Origin of the sequence: Escherichia sp. MOD1-EC6819 (assembly GCF_002965765.1) — a bacterium.
In the GTDB taxonomy this organism is placed as follows: Bacteria; Pseudomonadota; Gammaproteobacteria; order Enterobacterales; family Enterobacteriaceae; genus Escherichia; species Escherichia ruysiae.
In genome coordinates this window covers 212,192-227,428 of record NZ_PTRG01000007.1, presented here as the reverse complement: position 1 = coordinate 227,428, position 15,237 = coordinate 212,192, and the positions used below count along the sequence as shown (strand labels likewise).

12 protein-coding genes are annotated in these 15,237 nt (G+C 48.9%); 10 read left to right on the top strand and 2 right to left on the bottom strand.

All coding sequences use genetic code 11. The features are described 5' to 3' along the window. The first annotated feature begins 66 nt into the window (after positions 1-66). A complete protein-coding gene (locus A7Z06_RS12305) occupies positions 67-675 on the top strand; it encodes a YiiX family permuted papain-like enzyme (RefSeq protein WP_000877404.1) in 609 nt (202 codons plus the stop codon). A gap of 34 nt (positions 676-709) precedes the next feature. Here A7Z06_RS12305 and pgtP read toward each other — a convergent pair whose 3' ends face one another. Beyond that, positions 710-2,095, bottom strand: coding sequence for a phosphoglycerate transporter PgtP (pgtP, locus tag A7Z06_RS12300; RefSeq protein ID WP_105279440.1), 1,386 nt, complete (start codon positions 2,093-2,095; stop codon positions 710-712). Between the two features lie 783 nt (positions 2,096-2,878). On the opposite strand from pgtP, the gene A7Z06_RS12290 reads away from it, so the two are divergent. From A7Z06_RS12290 to pgtA, 3 genes are read left to right on the top strand one after another with little or no spacing between them, the layout of a single operon-like run. Further along, complete coding sequence (locus A7Z06_RS12290) at positions 2,879-4,111, top strand: ABC transporter substrate-binding protein (protein ID WP_000619303.1); 1,233 nt, start codon at positions 2,879-2,881, stop codon at positions 4,109-4,111. After that, positions 4,108-6,075, top strand: coding sequence for a HAMP domain-containing histidine kinase (locus A7Z06_RS12285; RefSeq protein ID WP_000811381.1), 1,968 nt, complete (start codon positions 4,108-4,110; stop codon positions 6,073-6,075). The genes A7Z06_RS12290 and A7Z06_RS12285 overlap by 4 nt, the downstream gene beginning before the upstream one ends. Positions 6,076-6,077: 2 nt before the next feature. Beyond that, a complete protein-coding gene (gene pgtA, locus A7Z06_RS12280; protein ID WP_000132856.1) occupies positions 6,078-7,358 on the top strand; it encodes a two-component system response regulator PgtA in 1,281 nt (426 codons plus the stop codon). A 70-nt stretch (positions 7,359-7,428) separates the two neighbouring features. Here pgtA and rpmE read toward each other — a convergent pair whose 3' ends face one another. Continuing rightward, positions 7,429-7,641 carry a 50S ribosomal protein L31 gene (gene rpmE, locus A7Z06_RS12275; RefSeq protein WP_000710770.1) on the bottom strand — a complete coding sequence of 71 codons (213 nt, stop codon included), beginning with the start codon at positions 7,639-7,641 and terminating at the stop codon, positions 7,429-7,431. Between the two features lie 203 nt (positions 7,642-7,844). On the opposite strand from rpmE, the gene priA reads away from it, so the two are divergent. The 6 genes from priA to menA all read left to right on the top strand — a co-directional run bounded on the left by priA (position 7,845) and on the right by menA (position 15,232). Next, positions 7,845-10,043, top strand: a complete 2,199-nt coding sequence (priA, locus tag A7Z06_RS12270; RefSeq protein ID WP_032226781.1) for a primosomal protein N' — start codon at positions 7,845-7,847, stop codon at positions 10,041-10,043. A gap of 155 nt (positions 10,044-10,198) precedes the next feature. Continuing rightward, positions 10,199-11,224: a DNA-binding transcriptional regulator CytR gene (gene cytR / locus A7Z06_RS12265; RefSeq protein WP_000644885.1), complete on the top strand. Its 1,026-nt coding sequence runs from the start codon at positions 10,199-10,201 to the stop codon at positions 11,222-11,224. Between the two features lie 91 nt (positions 11,225-11,315). Then, positions 11,316-12,275 carry a cell division protein FtsN gene (gene ftsN / locus A7Z06_RS12260; protein WP_000068842.1) on the top strand — a complete coding sequence of 320 codons (960 nt, stop codon included), beginning with the start codon at positions 11,316-11,318 and terminating at the stop codon, positions 12,273-12,275. A 92-nt stretch (positions 12,276-12,367) separates the two neighbouring features. Then, positions 12,368-12,898, top strand: coding sequence for an ATP-dependent protease subunit HslV (hslV, locus tag A7Z06_RS12255; protein WP_000208242.1), 531 nt, complete (start codon positions 12,368-12,370; stop codon positions 12,896-12,898). A gap of 9 nt (positions 12,899-12,907) precedes the next feature. Next, positions 12,908-14,239 carry an HslU--HslV peptidase ATPase subunit gene (gene hslU / locus A7Z06_RS12250; protein WP_001293348.1) on the top strand — a complete coding sequence of 444 codons (1,332 nt, stop codon included), beginning with the start codon at positions 12,908-12,910 and terminating at the stop codon, positions 14,237-14,239. A 66-nt stretch (positions 14,240-14,305) separates the two neighbouring features. Then, on the top strand, positions 14,306-15,232 hold the full coding sequence (gene menA, locus A7Z06_RS12245; protein ID WP_024212602.1) for a 1,4-dihydroxy-2-naphthoate polyprenyltransferase: 927 nt from the start codon (positions 14,306-14,308) through the stop codon (positions 15,230-15,232). Positions 15,233-15,237: the final 5 nt, after the last annotated feature.

Here is a 15,237-nt window from a genome sequence, read left to right as displayed (position 1 = left end):
AAACAACGAGCACGTTGTCAGCGGTTCTGCTCTAACCCACCGCTTTTTATACATGGACGTTTAACTATGAAATACAGGCTACTGCTCCCCGGCCTGCTGGTTTCTGTGCCTGCCCTTGCCTGGCAACCGCAAACCGGCGACATCATCTTTCAAATTTCTCGCTCATCGCAAAGTAAAGCAATCCAACTGGCAACCCATTCCGATTACAGCCACACCGGTATGTTGGTGATGCGTAACAAAAAGCCCTACGTCTTTGAAGCGGTCGGCCCGGTGAAATACACCCCGCTCAAACAGTGGATCGCCCACGGTGAAAATGGCAAATACGTTGTTCGCCGCGTTGAAGGCGGACTCAGCGCCGAACAGCAACAAAAACTGGCGCAAACGGCAAAACGTTATCTCGGCAAACCATACGATTTCAGCTTCTCGTGGAGCGACGATCGCCAGTACTGTTCGGAAGTGGTGTGGAAGGTTTATCAGAACGCGCTGGGAATACGCGTGGGTGAGCAGCAAAAACTAAAAGAGTTCGATCTTAGTAACCCGCTGGTTCAGGCAAAGCTCAAAGAACGCTACGGCAAAAATATTCCTCTTGAGGAAACTGTGGTTTCACCTCAGGCCGTTTTCGATGCGCCACAACTCACTACCGTTGCTAAAGAATGGCCGCTGTTTTCATGGTAATGGGCCAATCGCATCATAATTGGCCCCCCCAAATCTAACTTTTGCTGCTCTGAAGCTCTTGCGAAAACTCAGCAACGTCATTTTGACGCTGTCGTTCCATGGCGATCGCGCCAAAGTGCGTTAACGTACAGAAAATAATGCAGCAGATAACACCAGCAAGCAGAAGATAAAAACCGCCATCCCAACCAACCTGATCGACCATAACACCAAACAGACTTGTTCCAAGCGTTGCGCCAAGAATATAGCTCATAAAACCACGCAAACCGACTGCGGAACCCACGGCAAAACTGGGGACAATTTCCATTGTCTGAACAGAAGCCAAGAACTGCGGTACATAGATAAGGCAGCCTACGCAAGCAGCAAAAATGGTAATAGAGAGCAGAGAGTCACTTTTCCAGTAGCCCAGCAGGCAGAAGAAAATTAATACCATACTGATAATAGCGGGTGGCATACGGCGACCACGAAATAATTTATCACTCAACCAACCAGCAAATAATGTAGTTGGAATCGCCGCCCATTCGAAGATTAAAAATGCCGTGCTCATTTCAGTCTTCGTAAAATGTTTCACGCTTAGCAGGTAAATAGGCAACCAACTGATAATTCCGAAACGCACCATATAGACAAAAACATCAACGAAAGAGACGAACCATGCGTTCTTATTTTTTAGCACATAGGTACAAAAAATTTGCCAGGCCGTCATATCTTCCGGCGCACGATCATCTTTTGCTTTAATGCTGACGTCGTCCAGGACGATTTCGCTTAATGGCGGCAAACCTTCACTTACGGGCGAACCTTTACCTGACATCAGTACCACTATAGCAATGACAACAGATACAATCGCTGGAACAACATATGTTGCTATTTTCCAGTGTTCAGTCCCCAGCACAGCAAATGCACCACCAACAATCGGAGCAACAATACCGCCCCCGACATTGTGTGAAATATTCCAGACCGCACCGACGATGCCTCGTTCTTTACGAGGGAACCAGTTGGCTATTGTAATAAACGAAGGACCAACCCCCATCCCTTGAAAGAGACCGTTTAAAACAACAAGTCCCGCAAACATCCAGAAAGCAAAACTAAATCCAAGCGCCACGTTAACGAGAGCACAAAGAACCAAACCCACAGCCATATAGACTTTAGGATTCGCTTTATCTGCCAGACTACTCATTACCCCTTTACTAATACCGTAGGCGATCAGCATACAACTGCTAAGTAGACCTATTTGAGTCGCAGACAGATTAAGATCTTGCTTTAAATAAGGTGTGGAAAGAACAAAGTTATTCCTGACAATATAATACGAAAGATAACCGATAAATACGCTAAATAGCGCCTGCATACGATAACGATTATACGTATTCTTTATTTCACTTTCAGGAACCTTATGTGTTGCCACTTTAGGTTTCAATAGAGAAAGCATATATCACCTTCCAGTTCATAGAGTTATTTAAAACAGCAATGCCAGTTGCTACTCTCTGAAGAGTATTGCAAAAGCCCTTGCTTCATTGGTTTTAAAGATAGTGAAGCAAGTGAGTTTAAGTTACAATACAGGGCATATGAGTCAAAACTGACTCAAAAATACAAATATCATGTTCCATTTCTTTCCCATTTTTATATCTCAAAATAGAACAAAGCCATTATTTCAGCATTAACGGGTTACAACAGCCCCAATAAAAAAACAATGACTTTTATTAATTTTTTCAGTTTTTGAGGTCAGTCACATATTTTGCATCCATATACGTGATCATTGAAGAGACTCGATTTTACCCTGTTGGAGGATCATGCTACGCAACATGAAAATTTTCATCACCGTTCAACAACCAGCAGGGATTAAGGATTTTCATGTTATCCTTCGTGATAAGCACATTTGCGCTCAAGTTAAAGCCATTGTTCCGGCTTCTGAAGGCTGGTGCAAAGAAACAATAGAATCCGGTCAGGGCCTGAATCCGATAGCACGAATATCGAAATTAATTACCGGAAATAGCTGTAACAATCGCTATTTCCGCAAGATACACATGTTCAGATGTGCAATATTGATCTTTTTTTGATAACCGCTTCCGGATATAGTGACGCTCGTTACATCTGAATTAATGAAATTTCCGATACTGACACCAGCGTCTTACAGTCATTATGTATATTAGCTAACGGATAATGCTATGAATTACAGCGTAAGAGTTTTTCTCTCGTTAATAGGATTTTTGACATGATTCGTATTATACAACGAGCATTAATCTGTTGGGTTTTATGCGTCAATGTCACCTCAGCGCAAGAGCTGGTGATTGCAACAACGCTTTCTTCGGAAGCGACGGAACACATTATTAGTCAATGGCAAAAACAACCACTGGCAACCAAAATCCGAACGCTTAACCGAACCAGTGCATCCATTGAGCGCCTGCTAGAAAATCCATTGGGTGAAAATATTGATCTGGTACTGAGTTCATCCCCCATGTTGCTACAGCGGTTGCAAAGTAAAAATCTGCTCCAGCCTTTTAATAATCAAATCGAAACAAGCAGAAAGTTAGTCCCCGAATCTATTCGTTCAACCACCGTTGCGGTTGCGGTATCGGGCTATGGCATCCTGATCAATGTGGCGCATCTGGAAGATAAAAATGAGCCAGTGCCTACTTCATGGAAGGAATTGAGCAGGTCACGTTATCAAGGAACACTATTAATGAGCAGCCCTTCACGTTCAGATACCACACATCTGATGATTGAAGATCTCCTGCAACAACAAGGATGGAGTAATGGTTGGGGTACGCTACTGAAAATAGGCGGTAATCTCGCTACCATTTCATCTCGCAGCTTTGGCGTAGCAAATAAGATCAGTACAGGGCTGGGTGACGCTGGTCCAGTCATCGACAATTACGCTAACGTACTGCTTAATAATTCAACTTTACGTTTCAGTTATTTCCCCAACTCTCGCGCAGCGCCAATGTTTATTGCCATCGCAAACGGCAGTAAACACCCACAGGAGGCGGGGCGTTTTATTAATTTTTTGTTGAGCCAGGAAGGACAACAGGCATTGAGCGATTCTGATTCAGGAAAGTATCCGGTATATCCGCTACCCTCCGGTACTCCACTCGCGGATCAACAATTGCGATTATTTGCCTCTCCTTCCCTTGATTATCCGTTGATTATGCAGCGCCAAAAGCTTGTGCAATTGTTATTTGATAATGCGATTACTGTTCGCCTTACCGAACTTCAAAACAGCTGGAAATCGTTATATGCCGCAGAACATCGGCTTAAGCGTAAATTGCCAGATGTGCGTGCATTATTAACAGCAGTTCCTGTTACCCCGGAGCAGTCCGTTAATGCCATGTACCTGCAGCAATTCGAACTGCAATCAGGCTTTCGTGAAGCTCAGCTCATGGCATGGCAGCAGTTTTTCCTGCATCAGCAGCAATTGGTGAACACACAACTTGAGTCGTTAAAGTGAAACAACTACATACTATAGGGACGAGCTTACGGCTCGCCTTTGTTTTTAGCGCCATTCTTACGCTATTCGTTAGCGTAGTCAGCCTCTATTCCTGGTATGAACAAAATTCTCAGGTTCGCTACGCGCTTGATGATTATTTCCCGAGGATTCAGGCTTCATTTCTTTTTGAAGAAAACCTCACCGCATTGGTAAACGAATTTAATGAGCTACAACAGACAACCAATACCGCTAGTCGTCTTCAGGTGAGGAAGCAAATTGAACAACGGCTACAAAAAATTAAGGCCATTAATCCTCATCTTGATTCAGTACATCAACGTGCACTTAACCAACAGGTCGCCAGTAGTGACAGACTGCTTAACAAGCTCGATAACGCATTAAACAACAACAATCAGGAAAAAGGAAAACTCGACGTTATATCCTCAAGAGTTAACTGGCTGCATGATGACTTTAATAATGAACTCAACTCACTTACCCAGGATTTAAGTTGGCAACAATCGTCGTTGCTAAATCAACTCAGCCAACGAAAAGATCTACCCGAAAAACAGAGTTTGCAAAATGCTCAGCAAACTATTCAAAAAGAATTGCAGCTCGTTTTCGAACTTTCACATATAGAAACCCAAATCGTCAGTACGCTAAAGGAGATGCTTAACACGCATAGCAGAGATATAGACGCGTTGAAACAACATATTCAGTATTTGAATTTTTTGAAACACAGCATTGACGAAAATGTGCGGTCGTTATCTTCTTATTCCAGTACCATCACATTACACCAGACAGTTTATTCCTTGTGGGAACTGGGTACTCAGCAAAATTATCTACCCGGAACCCTGGCTGCCTGGCAACAAGCTCAACAAACTCTCATGAGTACTATCGGGGATAAAGAGCGTGTATTTACGCAAATACGTGCTCAATTAGAAACGCAATTAGGTAATAGCCATCAACAATTACAAACATTCAATCTACGATTGGAAAAAATAATGCAAATCAGCGGGCTATTGATTTTGGCAGCTATGGTTACCGCCTTACTGTTCGTTATTCTGGTAAATTACCTCTACATTCGTCCCAGAATGATCCGCCGATTTCGGTTACTGAATGATGCCGTTGTCAAGTTAAGCAATGGTGAACTCGATGCTGATATCCCTGTCTCCGGTAACGATGAACTTGGGAGAATTGCCAACCTGCTCCGCCAGACCATTGAGAAAATTAATCAACAGCAACGTCAACTGGGACAGGAAATATGCGAGCGTATCGCGACAGAAAAAAACCTTCGTACAACGCAAAGTGAATTGATCCAAACTGCAAAACTGGCCGTGGTTGGGCAGACAATGACAACACTGGCACATGAAATTAATCAACCACTTAATGCCTTATCTATGTATCTTTTCAGCGCCAACCGCGCGCTGGAACAACAAGACGTTGGTTTGGTGAAAAATTATATTGTTACTATGCGATCGTTAGTCGAGCGCATGGATAACATCGTTAAAAGATTGCGCAACTTCGCCCGCCGTCGAGATAGTGAACTGGCTGGCGGTGCAATCAATTTACAGCAGGTAATTTATTCGTCCTGGGAACTTCTGGCGTTGAAACATCGATCACAGAAGGCCTCTCTTCACTACCCTGATAATTTCCCTGCCGTTTATGGTGATGATGTCTTGATTCAACAAGTTTTAGTTAATTTGTTTACGAATGCCCTGGAAGCCAGTCTGGAGCAATCACCCACAATAACCATCAGCTTTGAAGAAGAAGCCTCCACTGTAACGCTATATATTGCTGATAATGGAAAAGGCTGGCCAGTGCATCTGGCTGATCGACTATTAACGCCTTTTACCACGGACAAAGCTGTAGGTTTGGGTATTGGCCTTTCGATTAGCCATTCTATTATGCGCCAGTGCCAGGGAGAGTTATATATCGCGTCAACTCTCGACCGCCATGCGCTGGTTATTCTACGTTTCAGGAAACTTTAAGCATGACAGACACTACCCCAACAATTCTGTTAATTGATGACGACAATGATGTTCTGCTAGCCTACAGCACTCTCTTACAGCAAGAGGGTTATGTCGTATGTACCTGTAGCAACCCTTCTGAGGCTCTACAATTACTGCAAAATACGTGGGAAGGCATCGTGGTGTGTGACGTTTGTATGCCGGATATTTCAGGCATCACGCTGCTGGAAAAAATAATGCTTATCGACCCTCATCTTCCCATTCTGATGATCACCGGGCATGGCGATGTCCCCATGGCCGTTGAAGCAGTAAAAAAGGGAGCGTGGGATTTCCTGCAAAAGCCGATCAATCCAGAACAATTTCTCTCACTTATCGAAAAAGCACTGGCTGAACGTGAAGCTTATCTGGAACAAAAAAAATGGCGACACGCTCAGTTTAATCGGCACTTAATCGGTAACAGTGGTTGGATTCGCCAGACACGTCAACAGCTTGAAACGCTGGCAGAAACCGATCTTCCCGTCTGCTTTTACGGCGAACCTGGCACAGGAAGAACATTAGCCGCCCACTATCTTCATCAATTTAGTTCTCGCAAGGAAAGACCTTTAATTGAACGCACACTCAGCGCCAATAGCCAGCAGCCGTTGGAAGAATGGGTGAAAGAAGCAGAAGGTGGCACGCTGTTATTAAAAGAACTTGAGCATTTAACGCCAGAAAATCAGCGCGCCTTGATCCAGTACCAGGAAAGACCCCAGGATCGGTCATTTCGTCTGATTGTTGTTAATCAAAGCCCTCTGGCTGAACTGGCTGCCGCACAAAAAATTATTCCTGCATTGTATTTTCTTTTTTCACTCACCCACATTGAATGCCCACCACTCTGCCAGCGTCCGGGGGATATTGAACCTATTTTTCACCATTATCTGACCCTCACCTGTAAACGATTAAATCGCCAGCAGCCACTGCTGGGAAAAGCTTTTTATAAGCGACTGATGGCGCGTACCTGGCCTGGTAATATTATTGAATTGGTGAATGCGGCAGAACTGGTGGCAGTCGGCGTTTTAATGCTGGACGATTCGGTCAGTTTGCAGATGATGGAGACGGATCCAGCCCCGCTGGATGAACTCGTAGAATCTTATGAAAGACAAATAATTATTGATGCTCTCAACTTCCATCAGGGTCGTATCAACGACGTTGCCGATTACTTTCAGATACCCAGGAAAAAGCTGTATTTGCGCATGAAAAAATACGGTATTGATAAAATGGATTTTCGCTATGAGAAGAAAGATAAAAAGACACAAACTCAATGAGTTATGTTGATAATGTAGGTTTTCAGGCACAAAAAAAGCGCCGTGCGGCGCTTTTTTCGGAAATCCGGTCTTATTTGCTGCCCGGGATGCTGAAACGCTTGTTGAAGCGGTCAACACGGCCACCGGTAGCAACATCACGCTGTTTGCCAGTGAAGAACGGGTGGCACTTGCTGCACACGTCGAGGTTCAGGTCATGACCAACGGTGGAGCGGATTTTCATTACGTTACCGCAAGAGCAGCTAGCAGTAATTTCTTCGTATTTCGGGTGAATATCTTTTTTCATGGGAAAACCTCGGTTTAAGGCCGCGTCGCTCTTCCAGCCCTAACGCCAGACACCACGCGATGTTTAAAGTATAGTTTCAATACGATCATTTCGTATCAAAGGCGCCGAATCATACAGAAATTAACCAGCGTATGCAAACTGATCCGCACTCCTCTACGGCAATGTGTATACTGTTCCACCGAATTTCAAGTCAGGATGATGCTATGCCCGTTGCTCACGTTGCCTTGCCCGTTCCGCTTCCCCGAACCTTTGACTATCTGCTGCCTGAAGGCATGACGGTTAAAGCCGGGTGTCGCGTGCGCGTGCCGTTTGGTAAACAGCAGGAGCGCATCGGGATTGTGGTGTCCGTTAGCGATGCCAGCGAGCTGCCGCTCAACGAGCTAAAAGCGGTAGTTGAAGTGCTGGACGTTGAGCCGGTATTTACTCACTCCGTCTGGCGATTACTGCTATGGGCGGCGGATTATTATCATCATCCAATTGGCGATGTGTTGTTTCATGCCTTGCCGATTTTACTGCGCCAGGGGCGACCTGCAGCGAACGCGCCCATGTGGTACTGGTTTGCCACCGAGCACGGTCAGGCGGTAGATATCAACAGCCTGAAACGTTCGCCAAAGCAACAACAGGCACTGGCGGCATTGCGACAAGGGAAAATCTGGCGCGACCAGGTTGCCACTCTCGAATTTAATGATGCCGCGCTACAGGCACTGCGCAAAAAAGGTCTGTGTGATTTAGCAAGTGAAACACCAGAGTTTAGTGACTGGCGAACGAACTACGCCGTTTCTGGCGAGCGGTTGCGACTGAATACTGAACAAGCCACCGCCGTTGGCGCCATCCATAGCGCGGCAGATACCTTTTCCGCCTGGCTGCTGGCGGGCGTCACCGGCTCCGGTAAAACGGAAGTTTATCTAAGCGTGCTGGAAAACGTGCTCGCCCAGGGCAAACAGGCGCTGGTAATGGTGCCGGAAATCGGCCTGACACCGCAAACTATCGCCCGTTTTCGTGAACGCTTTAATGCCCCCGTGGAAGTTCTGCATTCTGGCCTGAACGACAGCGAACGCCTTTCGGCGTGGCTAAAAGCGAAAAATGGCGAGGCGGCGATTGTGATTGGCACCCGCTCCGCGCTGTTTACACCGTTTAAAAATCTCGGCGTGATTGTCATTGATGAAGAGCACGACAGTTCCTACAAACAGCAGGAAGGCTGGCGCTACCATGCCCGCGACCTGGCGGTGTATCGCGCGCATAGCGAGCAAATCCCGATTATTCTTGGCTCCGCAACGCCCGCGCTGGAAACGTTATGCAACGTCCAGCAGAAAAAATACCGCCTGCTGCGCCTGACCCGTCGGGCGGGTAATGCGCGTCCGGCAATTCAACACGTGCTGGATTTAAAAGGTCAGAAGGTGCAAGCGGGGCTGGCTCCGGCGTTGATCAGCCGTATGCGCCAGCATTTACAGGCCGACAACCAGGTTATCCTCTTTCTTAATCGCCGGGGTTTTGCGCCTGCGCTGCTGTGCCATGACTGTGGCTGGATAGCCGAATGCCCGCGCTGCGATCACTACTACACATTGCATCAGGCGCAGCAGCATCTGCGCTGTCATCACTGCGACAGCCAGCGCCCAGTGCCGCGCCAGTGCCCTTCCTGCGGCTCCACGCATCTTGTGCCGGTGGGCCTGGGCACCGAGCAGCTTGAGCAGACGCTTGCCCCGATGTTCCCTGGTGTACCCATTTCACGTATTGATCGTGACACTACCAGCCGCAAAGGTGCGCTGGAACAACAACTGGCGGAAGTACATCGCGGCGGCGCGCGGATTTTGATTGGCACGCAAATGCTGGCGAAAGGTCACCACTTTCCGGATGTCACACTTGTGGCATTACTGGACGTGGACGGTGCGCTGTTTTCTGCCGATTTTCGATCCGCAGAACGTTTCGCCCAGCTTTACACCCAGGTCGCTGGTCGTGCGGGGCGTGCCGGTAAACAGGGCGAAGTGGTGCTGCAAACGCATCATCCGGAACATCCTCTCTTGCAAACATTGCTCTATAAAGGCTATGACGCCTTTGCAGAACAGGCGCTGGCCGAGCGGCGTATGATGCAGCTACCACCGTGGACCAGCCACGTGATTGTGCGCGCCGAAGATCATAACAATCAGCACGCGCCGCTGTTCCTGCAACAGTTGCGAAATCTCATCCTCTCCAGTCCGCTGGCGGATGAGAAACTGTGGGTTCTCGGCCCGGTTCCAGCACTGGCACCCAAACGTGGCGGTCGCTGGCGCTGGCAGATCCTGCTGCAACATCCTTCCCGCGTGCGCTTACAGCACATCATTAACGGTACGCTGGCGCTTATTAATACAATACCGGATTCACGGAAAGTGAAATGGGTGCTGGATGTCGATCCTATTGAGGGTTAAACCGCTAACGATGCGAGGCGGATCGAAAAATTAAATATTCATCACACTTTTCATGAAAATTCTGTAACCGTTTTCACGCGCTATCTGCTAAAAATGTTGCCGATGTGAAGTAAACACGGATGTAGTACGCCTGACGTGCCAGGCGAGGAGTGAGAGTGAAAGCGAAGAAGCAGGAAACTGCCGCAACCATGAAAGACGTCGCCCTGAAAGCAAAAGTCTCTACGGCAACCGTCTCCCGAGCGTTAATGAATCCAGATAAGGTCTCCCTGGCGACTCGTAACCGGGTTGAAAAAGCCGCCCGGGATGTGGGTTATTTACCGCAGCCGATGGGGCGTAACGTCAAGCGTAATGAGTCCCGCACCATTCTGGTGATTGTCCCGAATATCTGTGATCCCTTCTTTAGCGAAATTATTCGCGGAATCGAAATTACGGCAGCAAGTCATGGGTATCTGGTACTGATTGGCGACTGTGCACATCAAAACCAGCAGGAAAAAACCTTTATCGATTTGATAATCACTAAGCAAATTGATGGCATGTTGCTGCTCGGTTCAAGGCTGCCGTTTGATGCCAGCATTGAGGAACAGCGTAATCTGCCGCCGATGGTGATGGCGAACGAATTTGCACCGGAGCTGGAACTGCCTACAGTTCATATCGACAACCTGACCGCTGCATTTGATGCGGTAAATTACCTGTATGAACAGGGGCATAAATTGATCGGCTGTATTGCTGGGCCGGAAGAAATGCCGCTGTGTCACTATCGCCTGCAAGGCTACGTTCAGGCTCTGCGTCGCTGCGGAATTATGGTTGATCCACAATACATCGCCCGTGGCGACTTCACCTTCGACGCCGGAAGCAAAGCCATGCAGCAGTTGCTCGACCTTCCGCAACCGCCAACTGCTGTTTTCTGTCATAGCGATGTGATGGCACTTGGCGCACTTTCGCAGGCAAAACGTCAGGGGCTGAAAGTTCCTGATGACCTTTCCATAATCGGTTTTGATAACATCGACCTGACGCAATTTTGTGATCCGCCACTGACAACCATCGCACAGCCGCGCTATGAAATTGGTCGCGAGGCAATGTTGTTATTGCTTGACCAAATGCAGGGGCAAACGGTCGGCAGTGGCTCACGTTTAATGGACTGCGAGCTTATTATCCGGGGATCGACACGCACATTGACTTAAAGTAAACCTTTAAGGCTTCCGTGACTGGTCAAAGGCCCGCCGCTTAAGTAACATGGCGGGCTGACGAACGAATAAATACAGCGAAACGATAGTGGCACAACGAGATTATGTACGCCGCAGCCAACCGGCACCTTCGCGGCGAAAAAAGAGTACCTCACGGAAAAAGCAACGAAATCTGCCTGCGGTTTCTCCCGCAATGGTCGCTATTGCTGCCGCCGTTCTTGTGACCTTTATCGGTGGTCTGTACTTCATTACGCATCACAAGAAAGAAGAGTCCGAGACGCTGCAAAGCCAGAAAGTGACCGGAAACGGACTACCTCCGAAACCGGAAGAACGCTGGCGCTACATTAAAGAGCTGGAAAGTCGCCAGCCGGGTGTGCGTGCGCCAACAGAACCTTCTGCCGGTGGTGAAGTAAAAACGCCGGAGCAACTGACACCAGAACAGCGCCAGCTTCTTGAACAAATGCAGGCCGATATGCGCCAGCAGCCAACGCAGTTAGTTGAAGTTCCGTGGAATGAGCAAACGCCAGAACAGCGCCAGCAAACGCTACAACGCCAGCGTCAGGCGCAGCAGTTAGCGGAACAGCAACGCCTGGCTCAGCAGTCACGTACAACCGAACAAAGCTGGCAGCAACAGACGCGTACGTCGCAAGCCGCGCCGGTTCAGTCGCAGCCGCGCCAGTCAAAACCGGCTTCTACTCAGCAGCCGTACCAGGATCTGCTGCAAACCCCTGCGCACACTACCGCGCAGTCGAAGCCGCAGCAAGCTGCGCCAGTTGCTCGTGCAGCTGACGCGCCAAAACCGACGGCGGAGAAAAAAGATGAACGCCGCTGGATGGTACAGTGCGGTTCGTTCAGAGGGGCAGAACAGGCAGAGACAGTACGTGCTCAGCTGGCGTTCGAAGGCTTTGACTCGAAAATTACCACCAACAATGGCTGGAATCGTGTGGTCATTGGCCCGGTGAAAGGCAAAGAGAACGCAGACAGCACCCTCAATCGGTTGAAGATGGCGGGTCATACAAACTGCATTCGGCTCGCTGCCGGGGGTTGAAACCCTCAAAATCCCCCCCATCTATAATTGCATTATGCCCCGTACTTTTGTACGGGGTTTGTACTCTGTATTCGTAACCAAGGGGTCAGCTCGTGACAACTATAGTAAGCGTACGCCGTAACGGCCATGTGGTCATCGCTGGTGATGGTCAGGCCACGTTGGGCAATACCGTAATGAAAGGCAACGTGAAAAAGGTCCGCCGTCTGTACAACGACAAAGTCATTGCGGGCTTTGCGGGCGGTACTGCGGATGCTTTTACGCTGTTCGAACTGTTTGAACGTAAGCTGGAAATGCATCAGGGCCATCTGGTTAAAGCGGCCGTTGAACTGGCAAAAGACTGGCGTACCGATCGCATGTTGCGCAAACTTGAAGCACTGCTGGCAGTCGCGGATGAAACTGCATCGCTTATCATCACCGGTAACGGTGACGTGGTGCAGCCAGAAAACGATCTTATTGCTATCGGCTCCGGCGGCCCTTACGCCCAGGCTGCGGCGCGCGCGCTGTTAGAAAACACTGAACTTAGCGCCCGTGAAATTGCTGAAAAGGCGTTGGATATTGCAGGCGACATTTGCATCTATACCAACCATTTCCACACCATCGAAGAATTAAGCTACAAAGCGTAAGGATCTCCCATGTCTGAAATGACCCCACGCGAAATCGTCAGCGAACTGGATAAGCACATCATCGGCCAGGACAACGCCAAGCGTTCCGTGGCGATTGCTCTGCGTAACCGCTGGCGTCGCATGCAGCTCAACGAAGAGCTGCGCCATGAAGTGACCCCGAAAAATATCCTGATGATCGGCCCGACCGGTGTCGGTAAAACTGAAATCGCCCGTCGTCTGGCAAAACTGGCTAACGCGCCGTTCATCAAAGTTGAAGCGACCAAATTCACCGAAGTCGGTTATGTGGGTAAAGAAGTCGATTCTATTATCCGCGACCTGACCGATGCCGCCGTGAAAATGGTGCGCGTACAAGCTATCGAGAAAAACCGTTATCGCGCTGAAGAACTGGCAGAAGAACGTATTCTCGACGTGCTGATCCCACCGGCCAAAAACAACTGGGGACAGACCGAACAGCAGCAGGAGCCGTCCGCTGCCCGTCAGGCATTCCGCAAAAAACTGCGTGAAGGCCAGCTCGATGACAAAGAAATCGAGATCGATCTTGCCGCAGCACCGATGGGCGTTGAAATTATGGCGCCTCCGGGAATGGAAGAGATGACCAGCCAGCTGCAATCCATGTTCCAGAACCTGGGCGGTCAGAAACAAAAAGCGCGTAAGCTGAAAATCAAAGACGCCATGAAGCTGCTGATTGAAGAAGAAGCGGCGAAACTGGTGAATCCGGAAGAACTGAAGCAAGACGCTATCGACGCCGTTGAACAGCACGGGATCGTGTTTATCGACGAAATCGACAAAATCTGTAAGCGCGGCGAGTCTTCCGGTCCGGATGTTTCTCGTGAAGGTGTTCAGCGTGACCTGCTGCCACTGGTAGAAGGTTGCACCGTTTCTACCAAACACGGGATGGTCAAAACTGACCACATTCTGTTTATCGCTTCTGGCGCATTCCAGGTAGCGAAACCGTCTGACCTGATCCCGGAACTGCAAGGTCGTCTGCCGATCCGCGTCGAACTCCAGGCGCTGACCACCAGCGACTTCGAGCGCATTCTGACCGAACCGAATGCCTCTATCACCGTGCAGTACAAAGCACTGATGGCGACTGAGGGCGTGAATATCGAATTTACGGATTCCGGTATTAAGCGTATCGCGGAAGCGGCATGGCAGGTGAACGAATCTACCGAAAACATCGGTGCACGCCGTTTACATACCGTTCTGGAGCGTTTAATGGAAGAGATTTCCTACGACGCCAGCGATTTAAGCGGTCAAACTATCACCATTGACGCAGATTATGTGAGCAAACATCTGGATGCGTTGGTGGCAGATGAAGATCTGAGCCGTTTTATCCTATAATCGCGTTCAATCATTTTCATCATTGTTTGATGGGGCTGAAAGGCCCCATTTTTATTGGCGCGTATTATGACTGAACAACAAATTAGCCGAACTCAGGCGTGGCTGGAAAGTTTACGACCTAAAACCCTCCCCCTCGCCTTTGCTGCAATTATCGTCGGGACGGCGCTGGCATGGTGGCAAGGTCACTTCGATCCGCTGGTCGCCCTGCTGGCACTGATTACCGCCGGGCTATTACAGATCCTTTCTAACCTCGCCAATGATTACGGCGATGCCGTCAAAGGCAGCGACAAACCTGACCGTATCGGACCACTACGTGGTATGCAAAAAGGGGTTATTACCCAGCAAGAGATGAAACGGGCGCTCATCATTACCGTCGTGCTCATCTGTCTCTCCGGACTGGCGCTGGTTGCAGTGGCGTGCCATACGCTGGCCGATTTTGTCGGCTTCCTGATTCTGGGCGGGTTGTCGATCATCGCCGCAATCACCTACACCGTGGGCAATCGCCCTTATGGTTATATCGGTCTGGGTGATATTTCCGTACTGGTTTTCTTTGGCTGGTTGAGCGTGATGGGGAGCTGGTATTTGCAGGCGCATACGTTGATTCCGGCATTGATCCTTCCGGCGACCGCCTGTGGCCTGCTGGCAACAGCGGTTCTGAATATTAATAACCTGCGTGATATCAATAGCGACCGCGAGAATGGCAAAAATACACTGGTGGTGCGCTTAGGTGCAGTAAACGCGCGTCGTTACCATGCCTGCCTGCTGATCGGCTCACTGGTGTGCCTGGCGCTGTTTAATCTCTTTTCGCTGCACAGCCTGTGGGGCTGGTTGTTCCTGCTGGCAACGCCGTTACTGGTGAAACAGGCTCGTTATGTGATGCGTGAAATGGATCCGGTAGCGATGCGACCAATGCTGGAACGCACTGTCAAGGGCGCATTACTGACTAACTTGCTGTTTGTTTTAGGGATATTCCTAAGCCAGTGGGCAGCATAACTGAC